This window comes from Pseudomonas sp. C7.1 (assembly GCF_056312395.1).
On record NZ_JBWDTL010000003.1, the window covers coordinates 1403287 to 1420268 of the forward strand.

Below are 16982 nucleotides of genomic sequence, written 5' to 3' on the forward strand. Positions count from 1 at the left end.
TGCCGATGAATATCCCCAACCTGCTTACCGTGCTCCGTGTATTGCTGATACCGGTGTTTATTCTGTTGTTCTACCTTCCCTTCAGTTGGAGCTATTGGGCCGCCAGCGCGGTGTTTTCAGTTGCTGCGGCAACAGACTGGCTGGATGGTTACCTGGCTCGCCGCTGGGAGCAGAGCACGCCTTTTGGAGCATTCCTCGACCCGGTGGCCGACAAGCTGATGGTGGCGGTTGCCCTGGTATTGCTGGTGGCAGAGCACGCCAACCTCTGGCTGACCCTGCCTGCAGCGATCATCATCGGCCGCGAAATCGTGGTATCGGCACTGCGTGAATGGATGGCCGAGCTGGGCGCACGCGCACATGTCGCTGTATCCAATTTGGCCAAGTGGAAAACCGCCGCACAGATGGTGGCGCTGGTCATCCTGCTGGCCAATCCGCCAACGTACACCGCCTGGGTTTTGCTGGGTTATGCACTGTTGATCATTGCTGCCGTACTGACCCTGTGGTCGATGGCGCAGTACCTGCTGGCCGCATGGCCACACCTGCGAATCACCCCGGAAAAGAAATAAGCTTTTTTGAATCAAGGGGTTGACGGGCCGTTCTGAAGCTATAGAATGGCGCCCGTCAACACGACAAGCGGGAATAGCTCAGTTGGTAGAGCACGACCTTGCCAAGGTCGGGGTCGCGAGTTCGAGTCTCGTTTCCCGCTCCAGATTTCAACGGGCCGTTTTACACGGTCCGTTTAGTTTCAAGGCTGAGTAGCAGAGTGGTTATGCACCGGATTGCAAATCCGTGAACGCCGGTTCGATTCCGACCTCAGCCTCCAATTAGAAAGGCCTCGTAGATCACTGATTTACGAGGCTTTTTCATTTAAGCTTGAGACCTTGCGAGGCATCCAAGGGCTGTATATAGTCCAAGCCTCACAACGCAGCGCTACCGCCCGAATGGCGAAATCGGTAGACGCAAGGGACTTAAAATCCCTCGGGGGTAACCCCGTGCCGGTTCGATTCCGGCTTCGGGCACCATTGACATGATTTCAGATGTTCCCTAATGAACCTGAAACCCACTAAAACCGGCACTCTCAGCCGGTTTTTTGTGCGTGCATGATTTGCGCAATCTCTGTTCTTAGGGATAAGGCATGATCGACATGCTGCTTCCTGAATTCATAGAATTAGTGCAACGCCGGGTAAGGTGCTGCCCCTATGTTTTATTCCGAACTCAGCGTCGCGGAGCGCTTCGACTTCAAGAGCCCCATCTAAGTCATGGGTAAGGTGATGCACAAAACCATGGCTATGCAGCATGATGCACCAGCGTCAACTCAATAACCGTGTGCACTCAGCTCTTGCAGCCGCCCTCATCATCAGAGCCTTACCTGTATGCCTCACAGCAAGAATCTTACGTCTGTTCCTCATCGTGTTTCCGCTGATACGCGACGTCATCATTTCGGGCACGAAGGGGCAGTTGTATGGCTAACAGGTTTGTCAGCCTCCGGTAAGTCAACACTGGCTATGGGGCTTGAAGAAAAAATGCTAGCGCTTGGATATGCCTGTTACACCTTGGATGGCGATAACGTCCGCAATGGTTTGAATGCCAATCTTGGTTTTTCACCGGCAGATCGTGCAGAGAATATCCGTCGGGTTGGCGAAGTAGCGGCGCTATTCGCTGATGCAGGATTGATTTGTATCACTGCGTTCATCTCGCCTTATCAGGAAGATCGATTGCTGGCACGCAGGGCGAGCCGTCAGACGCGGTTTCATGAAATCTATGTATCAGCGGATTTGTCTACCTGCGAGGCGCGTGATCCCAAAGGGCTTTACCGTAAAGCGCGGGCAGGGGAGTTGTGCGACTTTACTGGTATTGATGCGCCATATGAAATTCCGGATTCACCAGACCTTGTTATCAATACGTGTCACGAGTCGCCCGCTCAAAGCATTGAGCATCTACTGGATTATTTGTTGAAGCAGCATCCCCTGCGTTGATCTGTCATGTCGACGTGGTTTAACTGCGCCCCCTACAACCACGTGATTTCTTCCACCTTGCGGCTATTCCCTTGACGCTCCCCGCTGCTGTCGTAGACTCCGCCCATCCGTCAGGGAGTAACGGTTATGCGTTGTTTGAGTGGTTGGGTAGTGGGGTTGGCTTTAGTGGCGAGCGGGGTTCAGGCACAGACCTCTGCGAGCGATGATCCGTTGCTCGAGAGCAGTGTCTTGATCACGGCGCCAAGCGGCGCAGAGGCGCGTGGGGTGCTGCGCGCACGGGACCAGGCGGTGCTGGCCAGTGAGTTGGCCGGGCGTATTGTTGAGTTGCCATTCAGCGAAGGTGAGTCCTTCAAAAAGGGCGATACCCTGGCGCGGTTCGATTGCGCGGCCTATCAGGCTCAGCTCAAGGCCGCTCAGGCCGCGAGCCGGGGGGCCAATGAAGAGTTGGCGCATAACCGGCAATTGGCAGCGCTGAATTCAGTCGGGCGCTTTGAGGTGGCGCGGGCCGAGGCCCGACTCAGCGAAGCCCAGGCGCAGTCTCAGGTGTATCAAGTACAGGTTAAACGCTGCAGCGTGATTGCACCGTTCGATGGTCAGGTGGTGGCGCGTAAGGTCCAGCGTTATGAAAGTGTGGCTGCCGGCGCACCGTTGCTGGACGTGGTCGATAACCGCACTCTGGAGATCCACCTGCTGGTGCCCTCGCGCTGGATGAGCAGGCTCAAACCCGGCCAAGCCTTCACGTTTACCCCCGATGAAACCGGCCAGCCGTTGCAGGCGACGGTCAAGCGCCTGGGCGCGCGTATCGACGAAGGCAGCCAGACTCTGCTGCTGGTGGCGAGCTTGCCGGATGCCACGGGTTTGTTGTCTGGCATGAGCGGCACGGCGCATTTCCCGGAGGGGCAGTGAACGCGCCGCTAAAGGGCAGCGCCGAGCAGGCGTTCGCCCGCTTTCTCGATCTGGAGCGCCAGACTCGCGCCGCGCGAACGCCAGCACAGTTGAGTTACAGCCTGGTCAACGATGGCCAGGCCCTGTTTGGTTTTCGTCACGCGGCACTGTTGATTGCCGGCAAGGTTGAGGCTGTCACGGGGGTGAGCGCCGTAGAGCCGCACGCACCGTTCGTGGCCTTTGTCGAACAGGCGGTGGCGCACCTGTTCAAGCAAAGCCTGCTAAATCAGGCTCGGGTCATTGCCCCCGATGAGGTGAGTGAGCCCATTCAGGCGGACTGGCAAAGCTTGTCGGCCGGCCAGGTGTTCTGGCTGCCGTTGATCGATCATCAGGGCCAGGTGTTCGGCGGCTTGTGGCTGGCGCGAGATTTACCCTGGTCACCGCCCGAGCAGGTGCTGCTGTCACAGTTGGGCGATACCTACAGCCATGCCTGGCTGGCGTTGCAACCGCGCAAACCCTGGCGCCTGCGCTGGACGCGCAAACGCCAGGCTGCGCTGCTGGTAGCACTGCTACTGGTATTGCTGATCCCGGTACGCCAGTCGGTACTGGCCCCGGCCGAAGTTGTGCCGCTGGGCGGCCAAGTGGTGGCGGCGCCACTGGACGGGGTGATCGCTGAATTTCTGGTCAAGCCCAACCAGAGCGTCAAGAACGGCGACCTCTTGCTGCGCTTTGAAAGCACCAGCCTCAAGGCTCAGGCCGATGTGGCCGAGCGTGCGCTGGGCGTGGCCGAAGCCGAACTCAAGGCCAACTCCCAGCGCTCGTTTGCCGATGCGGAGTCGAGTTCGAGGCTTGATCTGCTGGCGGCGCGGGTCGAACAGAAACGTGCCGAGCATGACTACGCCATCGAGCTACTCAAGCGCAGTGAAGTGCGTGCCGAACGCGACGGCATTGCGGTGTTTGCCGATGCCGAGCGCTGGCTCGGCAAGCCGGTGCAGACCGGAGAACGGTTGATGGAAATTGCTGATCCGAATCAGGCTGAGTTACGTATTGAACTGGCTGTCGGCGATGCAATTGCCCTGGAGCCCGGCGCACCTGTGTCGTTGTTTCTAGATAGCGATCCGTTACAGCGTCACCAGGCCAAGCTTGAGCGTTCGGCCTATGAGGCGCAGCCCACTGCTGCCGGGCAATTGGCCTATCGCCTGGATGCGCGCTTCAATGCCGCCGCACCGCGCATCGGCCTGCGCGGCACGGCGAAAATCTTTGGCGACCGTGCCCCGCTGGCGCTCTACCTGCTGCGCCGGCCACTGGCGGCTCTGCGCCAGAGCGTAGGCCTGTAGCATGAACCTGCCTAGCCTGAGGTCGGACCTGCAACTGTCGTCCGCCGCGCCCGACCTGGACGGCTCATCGCAATGGACCCTGGCTGACCCGGTGCGCGGGCGCTATTTCAAGCTCGGCGCAGCGGCGATGCGCTTGCTGCGTCATTGGTCCCTGGGCGATTCACAGCAGGTACTGCAGGCGGCAAATCGTGAGCCGGGCCTGCCGCTCACAGGGGAATCACTGGAGCAGTTGCTGGTGTTTTTGCGTGGGCACGACCTGATCAGCGCGATGGACCCGCAGCAGCGCGACAGTTATCAGTTCAAAACGGCGGCCCAGCGCCAGAGCCTGTGGCAGATCCTGCTGCATCAATACCTGTTTTTCCGCATTCCGCTGTGGCGTCCGGACGCTTTTCTCAACCGCACCTGGCCGTGGCTCGCACGTTTCGGCCCCGGCATCTTGCGCTATGGCATCCCCCTGACCCTGGGCCTGGGCGTTTTTCTGGTGTCGCGGGACTGGCAGCGGTTTATCGCGACTTTTCCGCACCTGTTCAGCCTGGGCGGTGCGCTGGCATTTGCAGTAGCGCTGTTTTTTGCCAAGCTGTGCCACGAGTTCGGCCATGCGTTTATGGCCAAGCGTGCCGGCTGCCGTGTGCAAAGCATGGGCGTGGCCTTTATGGTGCTGTTGCCGATGTTTTATACCGACGTCAGTGACGCCTGGCGGGTCAATGATCGGCGGGCACGCCTGCTGATTGGTGCAGGCGGTGTGTTGGCAGAATTGCTCCTGGCGTGCATCGCCTTGCTGGCGTGGTCACTGTTGCCCGACGGACCGGCGCGCACCGCAGCCTTTATGCTGGCCAGCGCTACCTGGATCACCACACTGATCATTAATCTGAACCCCTTTATGCGCTTCGACGGATATTTCCTGCTCAGTGACTTTTGGGCGGTGGACAACCTGCAAGGTCGGGCCTTTGCCCTGTGTCGCTGGCGCCTGCGTGAAGCCCTGTTTGGCTCTGGCGCAGCGGCGCCAGAGCCATGGTCGGCAACGATGCGCCGTCGCTTACTGATCTGGGGCTACGGTGCCTGGCTGTGGCGGGCCGTCTTATTCTTGGGCATTGCCTTGGCGGTCTATCACCTGTTCTTCAAGGTGCTGGGCATTTTTCTAATGATAGTGGAACTGGTGTGGTTCATTTTTATGCCCATCGCGAAGGAGTGGCGGCAATGGTGGAGCCAGCGTGAACAGGCTCACAGCCCGCGGGTGCTGCTAACAGGTATGGGGTTACTGGCGGTATTGCTGGCTCTGTTATTGCCCTGGCGCAGCGCAGTAGAAGTACCGGCAATGTTTGAAGCCGGGCGCGCCAGCACCTTGCATGCGCCTGTTGCTGCGCGGATTAAGCAGGTCAACGTGCAGGACGGCCAGAGCGTTGCACAGGGTGATGTGTTGATTGAACTGGACTCCCCCGACATGGCCTCGCGTCTGGCTATCGTGCGCAGGGAAATCCAGATTCTGCAGCTACAGATGCGCCGTCAGGCCGGACGCAGTGAAACCGCAGCCGATGCCGGTATCGTCGAACAGCAGCTAGCCGAAGCGGTGGCCGAATACCGTGGCCTAGCCGCCCAGCGCGAGCGCTTGTTGTTACGTGCCCCCCATGCCGGCGAGGTACGCGACCTGCTCGCGAATCTGGTTGCGGGCCGATGGTTGTCTCCGTCGCAGCCGCTGGCGCGGGTGGTCCAGCGCGACTCGCGGTTGCGCGGCTACCTCGCCGAAGCCGAGCTATGGCGGGTCGAGCCTGGGGCCACGGGGCGCTTTATTGCCGATGACCCGATGCACCCCTCGATTGCCGTGCAATTGGATGAAATCGATACCAACGGCGTAGCCTGGCTGGAACAACAGGCATTGGCCTCCGATCACCACGGCCCGATTGCCGTGCGCCGCAATGCGCAGCAACGGGCCGAGCCGGTGCAGGCGCAATATGGGGTGCGCTTGAGTGCTATTGGCGACACCCTAGCCCCGAAGCAACCCTTGCGTGGTGTAGTGGTGTTGCAGGGGCAAGGTGAATCAATACTGAGCGCGGTCTGGCGTCAGCTAGCCGCGTTAGGCGTCAGGGAAAGCGGTTTTTAAGGAGCACGGATGAAGTCAGTGACGGCAGATGGGTTGGTAATTCGTCCAGCGCGAGCGAGTGATGGGCCGTTTCTGCAAGGCCTTTACCAGGCAGCGCGGCCGGATCTGCAATGGATCGATGGCGAGCCTGAGCACATTCAGCAGGTCGTTGCGCAGCAGTTCCAGGTACAGGAACAAGGACTGGGGGAGCATTTTCCCGATGCCATGCATTACGTCGTGGAAAAGCTCGGCACCGCTATCGGCGCCTTGAGTACCGATTTTGGCCCCAATGAAATTCGTGTGCTGTACCTGGCCTTTATCCCTCAGGCTCGCGGCCAGGGCTATGGTCGGGCGGTGTTACAAGGCGTGCAGAGCGCCGCTCAACAGATTCGCTGCCCAGTAGCGACCGTGGTCTGGGCCAGCAATCCCCACGCGCGCCAGCATTATCTGGCATTAGGCTTTGAGGTCGAGCAGCGCAATCCGGCGGCGGAACGTTTGGTGTGGTACCCAAACGTCAGCTGAGTGGCTCATGCCTCCTCATCAAGCCACAACAGCGCCCCTGTAGGAGCCAGCTTGCTGGCGATGCCCGCTCACCACCACGCTGGCTACCCCGTAGCTGCCCCGCCTCAGGGCAAAACGATACAGCCACTGCATGCCGCCGTTTAGTTAAACGCGATATAGAAATAACCCAGCGCAGGATCGCGGCCCAGGGCAGGGGTGCGTGAGACAAACAGCCCTTCCAGCCGCCCAAGTTCAGGCACCTCCAAGGTACAGAGGCCGTCCACAAAGGCTGTCGCCTCCAAACTATTTAACACCACGTTGAATGGCATACGTTCGCTGTGCGGCATCTTCGACCGAGGTAGTTCTTCGAGGTTTTCGATTTGCACCGGCAAGCAACTGCCGTCGGGTAGGGTTAGGCTGCTGGTTTGACCCAGCAACGGCTGGAAATGGCGGCTATGAACCTGTTGCAACATAGAGGTACTCCAAGCTGCCGGAGGGCCAACGTCCTCCGGCAGGTCAATCAGTTACGGGATGGGAAGATGCCTTGAAGGGCAATGCTGAAGTTGATCGTCAAGAAGGGATTCATGGTCGGCATCGGTGAACCGGCACCTGTGGGGGAAACCGTACCACTGACGGTAGTGTTAATGCCCTTGAGCGGCACGGGTGAGGCACCTAGCTGGTCGGAGTAAATAGTCGCAGCCCCTGGACCGCCCCCCGAAGTCCCCAAAAACGAGTTGGTAGCGGTTGGCGTGCTCACCGGGTTACTGGCTGGGTTTGCCAGTTCCACGGTGGTCGCAGCCGTGATGGTCGCAAGTGCGTGTGTGTGATTGGGCAGGTTGGCCAGTGTGGCGGTGACGGCTTCCGTACCGGAAACTGTGCCGATGATTCGGGGGGTCAAACCTGGGCCTGTACCCTGACCAAGCGGCAGACGGCCTTGCAGGTTAGGCAGCAAAAACGTGTTCTGGCTATTGCCTCCGTAGGTAACCCCGATCAGTGCGTATAGCGCCTGGTATTGCGCGATGTTCAGCGTTTGTCCATTGCACAGTGCCCAGTCCCTGGGGGCAAAGTTAAACGCGAACGGCTGGATCGTGCCGATAAATACTTCCATAGAATTTTCATCCCTTAACGATTGAACTGGCGGTACGTGACAAGACTGCGAAAAGACAAAGGGCGATCAGCCCGTGTTCTTTCAACGGTCGGCCTAGTCACGCACGCTTAGCGTAGACGGGCTCTTTTCATTCTGCCGCGCGGCAAGGGCAGACATTGCTATGCGCTGGTCTGAGTGATTCATCCGCGCAGGCTCAAGCCCCCGCGTCTGTTTTTCACAGTGCGCCGTGCATTTGATACCGAAATACTACTGGCTATGCGTGCTAACTGGTCTAGGCTTTGGTCTACAAAATGATGACGAACGGTGAAAGGGATGTCGCAGTTTCACTTCATTTCCGGTTTACCGCGCTCGGGGTCGACCCTGCTTTCTGCGATTCTCCTGCAGAACCCGCGCTTTCATGCCGGGATGACCAGCCCCGTCGGTTCGCTGTTCAACAGCGTCCTCCAGCAATGCAGCGCAGGCAGCGAGTTCGGCTCGGTGATCGACACCGACCTGCGTCGCCGCTTGTTACATGGGTTGTTCGACTCCTACTACGCCGATAAAGCCGATAAGCCCGTCATCTTCGACACCAACCGTCAGTGGTGCGCGCGCCTACCTGCCCTGCAGGACCTGTTTCCTCAAGCCAAGACCATCGCCTGCGTGCGCAATGTCGCTTGGGTGCTCGACAGCCTGGAGCGGATCTACCGCGCCAACCCCTTCGAGAACACCAAACTGTTCAATGACGACGACGAGCGCAGCACCGTCTACAGCCGCTGCGAAACCCTGGCGCAGCGCAACCGTCTGGTGGGGTTTGCCTGGACGGCGCTCAAAGAGGCCTACTACGGTGAGCATGCCGAGTCGCTGCTGATCGTTGATTACGACCTGCTGAGCCAAGCCCCGGAGCGGGTGATGCGTCTGGTTTACGCGTTCATTGGCGAACCCTGGTTCGAGCACGACTTCAATCAGTTGACCTACGACGCGCCGGCCTTTGATCAGTCCCTAGGGGTTGCTGGCTTGCACAAGGTCAGGCCCGAAGTTGCGCCACAAGCCCGGCGGACCCTATTGCCGCCGGACCTGTTTGAAAAGTATGCCGCGTTGTCATTCTGGCGCGATGGCGCCTCCAGCGCGGCCAATGTCATTCGTATGAAAACCGACGCCGCAATCCTTTAGATTGTGGTTTTCATTGATATGTTTGAGACGTTCGAGTTCGGGTGAACCTTATGTGGTGGAGCAAAGACAAGTCGCGGGTAACCGAGGGCGCACAGGCCCTGGCATCGCCAATGATCATGTCCTTGGAGCCGCGAATGCTGTTCGACGGTGCCGTGGCCGCTACCGTGGCCGATGCCGCACAGCAGGACGCCCAGCCCGCCAGCGACACCAGCCAAACCTCGACGGCTGATCAGGCCTCCGACAGTCAAACACCTCAGGGCCAGACCGACGCCACCGAGGCGGCTCTGCCGGGCAAGGCTGTGCTTTTTGTAGACTCCCGAGTCAAGGATACCGCCAGCCTGCTCGACGGCGTTGCACCCGGCACCCTGGTGGTGGAACTGGATGGCAGCAAGGACGGCCTGCAACAAATCGATGACTATCTGAAGAGCCACCAGGGCATCAGCTCGGTGCAGATTATTGCCCACGGTAATGCTGGCGATTTGTGGCTGGGCAACAGCTACCTGTCGGCAGACAACGTCCAGGCCCGTAGCGAGGTGCTGGCGCAGATTGGCCAGAACATGAATGCCGGGGGCGATATCCTGATCTACGGCTGTTACACCGCCGAAGGGGATCGTGGTCTGAGCCTGGTCGAATCCTTGGCGCAGTTGACTGGCCGTGATGTAGCGGCTTCTGATAACCGTACGGGGCTGGGCGGCGACTGGGACCTAGAAATCGCCGTCGGCAACATTGAAAGTGCCAACGTGTTGTCGGCCAGCGCCATGAGCGAATACCAATGGGGGTTGGCGATCTTGACTGCGACCAACAACCTAAATTCTGGCGTTGGTTCCTTGCGAGAGGCCCTGGTCTCTGCGCAGAACGGTGACATTGTTACCTTCAATGCCGGTATGACCGTCGCGCTGACCAGTGCGCTGGTGGTCGACAAAAACATCACCATCGATGGCGACCTTAATAACGACAACGTCGCCGATGTCACTCTGGACGGGCAGTACCGGACCCAGATACTCCGCGTAACGACCGGTACTACGGCCACTCTTGATGGCCTGGTGATTACCAAGGGGCTAGTGTCAGGCAACGGTGGTAACGGCAGCGAAGGAGCGCTAGGAGCCATGGGTGGTGCGATTTTCAACGCCGGCACCCTCACGCTCAAGAACGTGACTGTCACCTCCAATGCTGCAGCTGGCGGCGGCGGCGGCGGTGGCGTTGCAGGAGGTTACGTGGGCGGCGGCGGCGGCGGTGGCGGCGGTGTAGCTGGTCAGGGTGGAGGTAACGGCGGCTCAGCTGGATCGGGCACCGGCCCTTATGCAGGTGGGACGGGCAGCGGAGGCACTGGCGGTAATGGTGGTGGCTACTCACCTGCCTACATGGGCGGGCGTGGCGGCAGTAGTACCAGCGGATTGGGCGGACTGGGCACTTTTAACTACAGCAATGGTGGCAACGGCGGGGTGGCGTCCAACGGTACGATCTCGATCGGCGGTGGTGGTGGAGGTTCAGGTTGGGACGCTGTCGGTGGCAGCGGTGGCAATGCCGTTGGGGGTATCTATAACGCCGCTACAGGTACGCTGAAAATTACTGGCACGTCCGTCATCAGCAATAATATTGCGGCAGGCGGAGGCGGGGGTGGTGGCGGGGGCGTGGGCAGTAACTCCGCCAACGGCGGCGACGCCGGCCGCGGTGTCGGTGCCATCTGGAACAAAGGTTCGATCCTGATAACAGCCGCCAACTTCGCTGCATTGGCCGGTAACAACGGGGGCAGTGGCTTAGGCGGACCGAGCTCCGGCGGTGCCACAGGTAATTCTCCGTCATCTGTAAATAACATCTACGGCGACGGTGGTACCCTCGACACCAACTACCTACCAGACGAGACGCCGCCCACCGCCACCATTGTGGTGGCTAATACCAGCCTGAACTCTGGCGCCACCTCGCTGGTGACGATCACCTTCTCCGAGGCCGTTACCGGTTTTACCAACGCCGATCTTACGGTTGCCAACGGCACACTTAGCGCCGTCAGTAGCGGCGATGGTGGTATCACCTGGACCGCCACCCTGACTGCGGCCAGCAACATTACCGATACCACCAATGTCATCACCCTGGATAACACTGGCGTGCAAGATACGGCCGGCAATGCCGGGGTAGGTACCACTAACTCGAACAATTATGTTGTCAATGACACCGTTGCGCCCACGGCAAGCATTGTGGTGGCCGACACTGCGCTGAAGGTTGGTGAAACTTCGTTGGTGACCATCACCTTCTCTGAAGCGGTGAGCGGTTTTACCGCCGCCGACCTGACCGTCGCTAACGGCGCAGTCTCCGGGCTAAGCAGCAGCGATGGCGGTATCACCTGGACCGCAACCTTGACGCCGGATGCGCCCATCACCGATGCCACCAACCTGGTGACCCTGAACAACACCGGCGTCGCAGACCTCAATGGCAATGCGGGGGTTGGCACAACCAACTCCAATAACTATGCCATCGACACCCAGCGCCCGACCGCCACCATCGTGGTAGCCGATACCGCCCTGAGCGCCGGCGAAACCTCGCTGGTGACCATTACCTTCAATGAGGCCGTAACCGGTTTCACCAACGCCGACCTTACAGTTGTCAACGGCACGCTTAGCGCCGTCAGCAGCAGCGATGGCGGTATTACCTGGACCGCGACGCTCACCCCAACTGCCAGTATTAGCGATACCAGCAACCTGATCACCCTGGACAATACCGGCGTTAGTGACGCAGCGGGCAACGCCGGCAGCGGTACCACCGATTCCAACAATTACGCCATCGATACGTTGCGCCCGACCGCGAGCATTGTGGTCGCCGACACCGCCCTGAGTGTTGGCGAAACTTCGTTGGTGACCATCACCTTCAGCGAGGCTGTCAGCGGGTTTACCTTGGCCGACTTGACTGTTGCCAACGGCTCGCTGAGTGGCCTGAGTAGCAGCGACGGCGGTATCACCTGGACAGCGACACTAACGCCGAGCGCGAGCATCAGCGACGTCACCAACCTGATCGTGCTGGCCAACACAGGTGTGGCGGATGCGGCCGGCAACACCGGCACCGGCACTACCAGTTCCAACAACTACGCCATCGATACCCTTCGCCCGACGGCCAGCATCGTTGTTGCGGACACCGCGTTGAGCATCGGCGAAACCTCGCTGGTGACCATCACCTTCAGTGAGGCCGTGAGCGGCTTCACCAGCGCCGACCTGACGGTTGCCAACGGCACCGTCACCGGCCTGAGCAGCGGTGACGGCGGTATCACCTGGACCGGAACGCTCACGCCGAGCGCCAGCACGAGCGACACCACCAATCTGATTACGCTGGACAACAGCGGCGTCAGCGATGCAGCGGGCAACGCCGGCAGCGGCACCACTGATTCCAACAATTACGCCATCGACACCCTGCGACCTACCGCGACCATCGTGGTCGCCGACACCGCCCTGAATATCGGCGAGACGTCGCTTGTGACCATCACCTTCAGCGAAGCGGTGACCGGCTTCACCCTGGCCGACCTGACCGTTGCCAATGGCTCCTTGAGCAGTTTGAGCAGCAGCGACGGCGGTATTACCTGGACCGCGACGCTCACCCCAACTGCCAGTATTAGCGATACCAGCAACCTGATTACCCTGGACAATACCGGCGTTAGTGACGCAGCGGGCAACGCCGGTACCGGTACAACTGATTCCAACAATTACGCCATCGATACGTTGCGCCCGACCGCGAGCATTGTGGTCGCCGACACCGCCCTGAGTGTTGGCGAAACCTCGCTGGTGACCATCACCTTCAGCGAGGCGGTGACCGGCTTCGACAATTCGGACCTAAGCGTGGCTAACGCCACCCTGAGTGCGGTCAGCAGCAGCGACGGCGGCATCACTTGGACCGCAACACTGACGCCGACACTGGGCGTCAGCGATGCTTCCAACCTGATCACTCTGAACAACACCGGCATCAGCGATACGGCAGGCAACACCGGTACCGGTACCACCGACTCCAACAACTACCAAGTCGATACGAACGTGCCGATAGCCACCGTCGTGGTCGCCGATACGTCACTGATTATCGGCGAAACCTCATTGGTCACCATTACCTTCAATTCGGCGGTCAGCGGTTTCGACAACGCTGACCTGAGTGTCAGCAACGGCACGCTAAGTAACGTATCCTCCAGCGATGGCGGGGTGACCTGGACCGCCACCTTCATCCCGACCAGCAACATCAGCGACACCAGCAACGTGATCACCCTGGACAACACGGGCGTACGTAATGCGGCGAACAACGCCGGCATCGGCACCACCGACTCCAACAACTACGCCATCGACACCGTGCGTCCGACCGCGACCTTAGTCGTTGCCGACACGAGCATCGCGGCGGGCGAAACCTCGTTGGTTACCATTACCTTCAATGAGGCCGTCACCGGTTTCACCAACGCCAACCTTACAGTTGTCAACGGCACGCTTAGCGCCGTCAGTAGCGGCGACGGCGGTATTACCTGGACCGCGACGCTCACCCCAACTGCCAGTATCAGCGATACCAGCAACCTGATTACCCTGGACAATACCGGCGTTAGTGACGCAGCGGGCAACTCCGGCAGCGGTACCACCGATTCCAACAACTACGCCATCGACAACGTGCGCCCTACCGCGAGCATCGTGGTCGCCGACACTGCCTTGAGTCTCGGGGAAACCTCACTGGTGACCATCACCTTCAGCGAGGCGGTGACCGGCTTCGACAATTCGGATCTGAGCGTGGCTAACGGCACCCTAAGTGCGGTCAGCAGCAGCGACGGTGGCATCACCTGGACTGCAACCTTTACCCCGGCAGCTAACACCCGGGATGCAACCAACCTCATCACGCTGAACAACACCGGCGTGAGCGACGCGGCAGGCAATACCGGCACCGGCACCACCGATTCCGGCAATTACGCCATCGATACGCAGGTGCCTACAGCCACCATCGTGGTTGCCGATACCTCACTGATTATCGGCGAAACCTCACTGGTCACCATCACCTTTAACGAAGCCGTCAGTGGCTTCAACAATGCTGATCTGAGTGTCAGCAACGGCACATTGAGCAACGTATCCTCCAGCGATGGCGGCGTGACCTGGACCGCCACCTTCACCCCGACCAGCAACATCAGCGACACCAGCAACCTGATCAGCCTCGACACTAGTGGGGTGGTCAATGGGTCGGGTAATAGCGGGGTTGGCGTGGTGGACTCCAACAACTACGCGATCGACACCATTCGCCCAGGCGCTACTATCACCGTGGCTGACACCAGGCTGGGCATCGGCCAGACCACCACCGTAAACATTAGCTTTACCGAGGCGGTGACCGGTTTCGATCTGGCGGACCTCAGCGTCGCCAATGGTGTTTTGTCCAACCTCACCAGCAGTGACGGCGGCCTGACTTGGACGGCGACCCTGACGCCAACCGCCGGCGTCAACGACACCACTAACCTGATCCTGCTCGACAGCAGCAATGTGCAGGACATCGCCGGCAACGCAGGCGCTGGTATCGCGATCTCCGCCAACTACGTGCTCGACGCTACCCGGCCAACCGCAACCATCGTGGTGGCCGATCCTAACCTGAGTGTGGGAGAGATAACTCAGGTCACCATCACCTTCAGCGAAGCGGTGAGTGACTTCGACCTCTCGGACCTCAGCGTTACCAACGGCGAGATGAGCAACCTGAGCAGCAGTGATGGCGGTCTTACCTGGACCGCCACCTTCACCCCCACTGCGGACCTTACCGACCCGAGCAACTTCATTACTCTGGATACCAGTAATGTCAGTGATCTGGCGGGCAATGCCGGAGCGAGTGTGGCGGTATCCAACAATTATGTGATCGATACCGTGGCACCTAACGAGGTGAAACCGCCACCGGAGTTTCTGATCTCAGACCCTGTCACGGTTGTCCCTCCGGCTGAGGTGCCGTTGCAACCGATCGTCTTTACCCCGCCAACCGGTGATCTTGGCTCGCCGCTGGGCTTCCCGCCGCTGTTTGAGCAACGGGACCTAGGCGGCGGTATTCGGCCAATTGGCGATATCTTTATCAATCGTGGCGCACTGGCGCCGAGCTTTATCGCTCAAGTTTTCAGCAGCGAGGCGGCAGGTAATGGCGCCGGCCAGGGCTTCCTCGGCTTCGGTGGTGGGGATGGCGGGATATTCGGCAGTAGCACGATTGCGGGCCTATTCAGCCAGGATTTCGCCTCCGAGAGCGACTCAATGGATGCCTTCGGCAATCGGTCGATGCTGGGCGGTGATGGGCCCCAAGGCGTGTCTGGGCTATTTGGCGCACCCACCCTGGGCCAGCAACTGCAACACCTTAAAGACACTGAACAACGTCAGGTCAACAGCCTGGCAGCTGCATTAGAACAGGTCGGCATCAGCCAAATACAGGCCTGATGATAAAAGCTGGGGTATTTGGGGGTAATCCAAGGAATGAACAAAAGTCAGAAGTTATTCGGCATGAGTCTGCTGGCGTTGGTCGTGAGCGGTTGTGCGGTCACCAGTGAACCTATCGAGCGCAGCGTCAGCGAGGCGCGTGCCCGCACCGACCTGCTGAACATGTACAAGGATCAGGAGCCCCTCAGCGGGCCGCTGACCCTGCACCAGGCCATGGCCCGGGCAGTGAAGTACAACCTCGAGGGTCGCTTAAAAATCATGGAGGAGGCGCTGGCCAACCGCCAGCTTGACCTAGCCAGTTTCGACATGCTGCCGCGCATGGCCCTGGACGCTGGCTATGTGGGCCGCAATAACGTCAGTGCATCGAGCAGTGAAAGCGTGGAAACCGGTACCCAGTCGTTGGAACCCTCGACTTCGCAAGACCGTGATCGTGAAGTGGCCGACCTGACCATGGTCTGGAACGTACTCGACTTTGGAGTGAGTTATATCAGCGCCAAGCAGGCGGGTGATCAGCGCCTGATCGTGCAGGAACGCCGGCGCAAAGTGATCAACACCATTATCCAGGATGTACGTTCCGCTTACTGGCGCGCCATGGCCGCCGAACGCCTGCTCAAGCAGATCGACAGCCTGATGGCCCGGGTCGAAACGGCCCGCGACAATAGTCAGAGCATGAGCGAGCAGCGCATCGGTGATCCGGTCCAGGCTCTGGGCTATCAACGCTCGCTGATTCAGGCAACCCGTCAGCTTGAGGAGCAGCGGCGAGCGCTGTCACTGGCCAAGACTGAACTGGCCACCCTGATCAATCTGCCTTTGGGTACGCAGCTAACCCTGGCCACCCCGGATGAATACGTGATCCCGGAACTAAAAGTCGACTTGGAGAGCCTTGAGCAGGAAGCCCTGACCAGCCGTCCGGAACTGCGCGAACAAGATTATCTGACACGTATTAGTGCGGACGAAACGCGTAAAGCGATGTTGCGCCTGTTGCCAGGGCTGGAGTTCTCAGTTGGGGGGCATTACGACAGCAACTCCTTCCTGGTGGAACAAAGCTGGATCGACTACGGCGTGAAAGTCACCTGGAATCTGTTCAACGTGATCTCCGCGCCTGCCGCAATTAATGTGGCCAAGGCTGGTGAAGAAGTGGCAGCCGCGCGGCGACAGGCCATGTCGATTGCCGTGCTCGCGCAGCTCTACGTGGCCAATGCCAACTACCGCGAGGCATTGCGTCAATTCAAGACCAACCAGCAGCTGTCGGATATCGATGGGCAAATCGTCGGCCAGTTGCGCAACCGTTATCAGGCTGCGGGCCTGGGCGAGTTGGAGCTGATCCAAGGTGAACTGAACACCCTGCAGGCTGATCTGCGCCGGGACCTGTCCTATGCCGACCTGCGTAACGCCTATGGCCAGATCTTCGCCAGCGCCGGTCTTGACCCGCTGCCCGATGAGGTGCAGTCGACCGAGGTGCAGTCGATTGCCACAGCATTGGCCAACCGCGAAGCGGCCTGGGCCGAGGGCGATATAGGCGTACCCATGGCAGCGTTGCCTCAGTAACAGCCT

11 protein-coding genes and 3 tRNA genes are annotated in these 16982 nt (G+C 59.7%); 12 read left to right on the forward strand and 2 right to left on the reverse strand.

Annotation, left to right across the window (positions count from 1 at the left end; translation table 11 throughout):
* Nucleotides 1–5: 5 nt before the first annotated feature.
* The 9 genes from pgsA (at nt 6) to AC0T4W_RS09945 (ending at nt 6797) form a co-directional block, all read left to right on the forward strand.
* The gene (gene pgsA, locus AC0T4W_RS09905; RefSeq protein WP_476318834.1) at nt 6–566 is read left to right on the forward strand and encodes a CDP-diacylglycerol--glycerol-3-phosphate 3-phosphatidyltransferase; all 561 of its coding nucleotides are present in this window, start codon (nt 6–8) and stop codon (nt 564–566) included.
* A gap of 67 nt (nt 567–633) precedes the next feature.
* A tRNA-Gly gene (locus tag AC0T4W_RS09910) sits at nt 634–709 on the forward strand.
* Nucleotides 710–749: 40 nt separating this feature from the next.
* Nucleotides 750–823, forward strand: a tRNA-Cys gene (locus tag AC0T4W_RS09915).
* A 112-nt stretch (nt 824–935) separates the two neighbouring features.
* A tRNA-Leu gene (locus tag AC0T4W_RS09920) sits at nt 936–1022 on the forward strand.
* Between the two features lie 351 nt (nt 1023–1373).
* Nucleotides 1374–1976: an adenylyl-sulfate kinase gene (gene cysC, locus AC0T4W_RS09925; protein ID WP_476318835.1), complete on the forward strand. Its 603-nt coding sequence runs from the start codon at nt 1374–1376 to the stop codon at nt 1974–1976.
* A 126-nt stretch (nt 1977–2102) separates the two neighbouring features.
* Nucleotides 2103–2882, forward strand: a complete 780-nt coding sequence (locus AC0T4W_RS09930; RefSeq protein ID WP_476318836.1) for an efflux RND transporter periplasmic adaptor subunit — start codon at nt 2103–2105, stop codon at nt 2880–2882.
* Nucleotides 2879–4198, forward strand: coding sequence for an efflux RND transporter periplasmic adaptor subunit (locus AC0T4W_RS09935; protein WP_476318837.1), 1320 nt, complete (start codon nt 2879–2881; stop codon nt 4196–4198). Before AC0T4W_RS09930 ends, AC0T4W_RS09935 begins: the two co-directional genes overlap by 4 nt.
* 1 nt (nt 4199) lies before the next feature.
* The gene (locus AC0T4W_RS09940; RefSeq protein ID WP_476318838.1) at nt 4200–6296 is read left to right on the forward strand and encodes a site-2 protease family protein; all 2097 of its coding nucleotides are present in this window, start codon (nt 4200–4202) and stop codon (nt 6294–6296) included.
* Nucleotides 6297–6305: 9 nt separating this feature from the next.
* A complete protein-coding gene (locus AC0T4W_RS09945) occupies nt 6306–6797 on the forward strand; it encodes a GNAT family N-acetyltransferase (RefSeq protein WP_476318839.1) in 492 nt (163 codons plus the stop codon).
* 140 nt (nt 6798–6937) lie between these two features.
* Here the strand turns inward: AC0T4W_RS09945 and AC0T4W_RS09950 are convergent, their stop codons facing one another.
* Complete coding sequence (locus AC0T4W_RS09950) at nt 6938–7249, reverse strand: DUF6916 family protein (protein WP_476318840.1); 312 nt, start codon at nt 7247–7249, stop codon at nt 6938–6940.
* Between the two features lie 47 nt (nt 7250–7296).
* A complete protein-coding gene (locus tag AC0T4W_RS09955) occupies nt 7297–7884 on the reverse strand; it encodes a phage tail protein (RefSeq protein WP_476318841.1) in 588 nt (195 codons plus the stop codon).
* A 312-nt stretch (nt 7885–8196) separates the two neighbouring features.
* Between AC0T4W_RS09955 and AC0T4W_RS09960 the strand changes: the two genes are divergently transcribed.
* From AC0T4W_RS09960 to AC0T4W_RS09970, 3 genes are read left to right on the forward strand one after another with little or no spacing between them, the layout of a single operon-like run.
* Nucleotides 8197–9033 carry a sulfotransferase family protein gene (locus AC0T4W_RS09960; RefSeq protein ID WP_476318842.1) on the forward strand — a complete coding sequence of 279 codons (837 nt, stop codon included), beginning with the start codon at nt 8197–8199 and terminating at the stop codon, nt 9031–9033.
* A 50-nt stretch (nt 9034–9083) separates the two neighbouring features.
* A complete protein-coding gene (locus AC0T4W_RS09965; protein WP_476318843.1) occupies nt 9084–15428 on the forward strand; it encodes an Ig-like domain-containing protein in 6345 nt (2114 codons plus the stop codon).
* 36 nt (nt 15429–15464) lie between these two features.
* Nucleotides 15465–16976, forward strand: a complete 1512-nt coding sequence (locus tag AC0T4W_RS09970; protein WP_476318844.1) for a TolC family protein — start codon at nt 15465–15467, stop codon at nt 16974–16976.
* The last annotated feature ends 6 nt before the right edge of the window (nt 16977–16982 follow it).

Bases quoted from the DNA above. Each gene is read 5' to 3' on its own strand.
- AC0T4W_RS09965 (WP_476318843.1), top strand. From the start codon at position 9,084: ATGTGGTGGAGCAAAGACAAGTCGCGGGTAACCGAGGGCGCACAGGCC.
- AC0T4W_RS09950 (WP_476318840.1), bottom strand. From the start codon at position 7,249: ATGTTGCAACAGGTTCATAGCCGCCATTTCCAGCCGTTGCTGGGTCAA.
- AC0T4W_RS09930 (WP_476318836.1), top strand. From the start codon at position 2,103: ATGCGTTGTTTGAGTGGTTGGGTAGTGGGGTTGGCTTTAGTGGCGAGC.
- pgsA (WP_476318834.1), top strand. From the start codon at position 6: ATGAATATCCCCAACCTGCTTACCGTGCTCCGTGTATTGCTGATACCG.
- AC0T4W_RS09945 (WP_476318839.1), top strand. From the start codon at position 6,306: ATGAAGTCAGTGACGGCAGATGGGTTGGTAATTCGTCCAGCGCGAGCG.
- AC0T4W_RS09960 (WP_476318842.1), top strand. From the start codon at position 8,197: ATGTCGCAGTTTCACTTCATTTCCGGTTTACCGCGCTCGGGGTCGACC.
- cysC (WP_476318835.1), top strand. From the start codon at position 1,374: ATGCCTCACAGCAAGAATCTTACGTCTGTTCCTCATCGTGTTTCCGCT.
- AC0T4W_RS09955 (WP_476318841.1), bottom strand. From the start codon at position 7,884: ATGGAAGTATTTATCGGCACGATCCAGCCGTTCGCGTTTAACTTTGCC.
- AC0T4W_RS09970 (WP_476318844.1), top strand. From the start codon at position 15,465: ATGAACAAAAGTCAGAAGTTATTCGGCATGAGTCTGCTGGCGTTGGTC.
- AC0T4W_RS09940 (WP_476318838.1), top strand. From the start codon at position 4,200: ATGAACCTGCCTAGCCTGAGGTCGGACCTGCAACTGTCGTCCGCCGCG.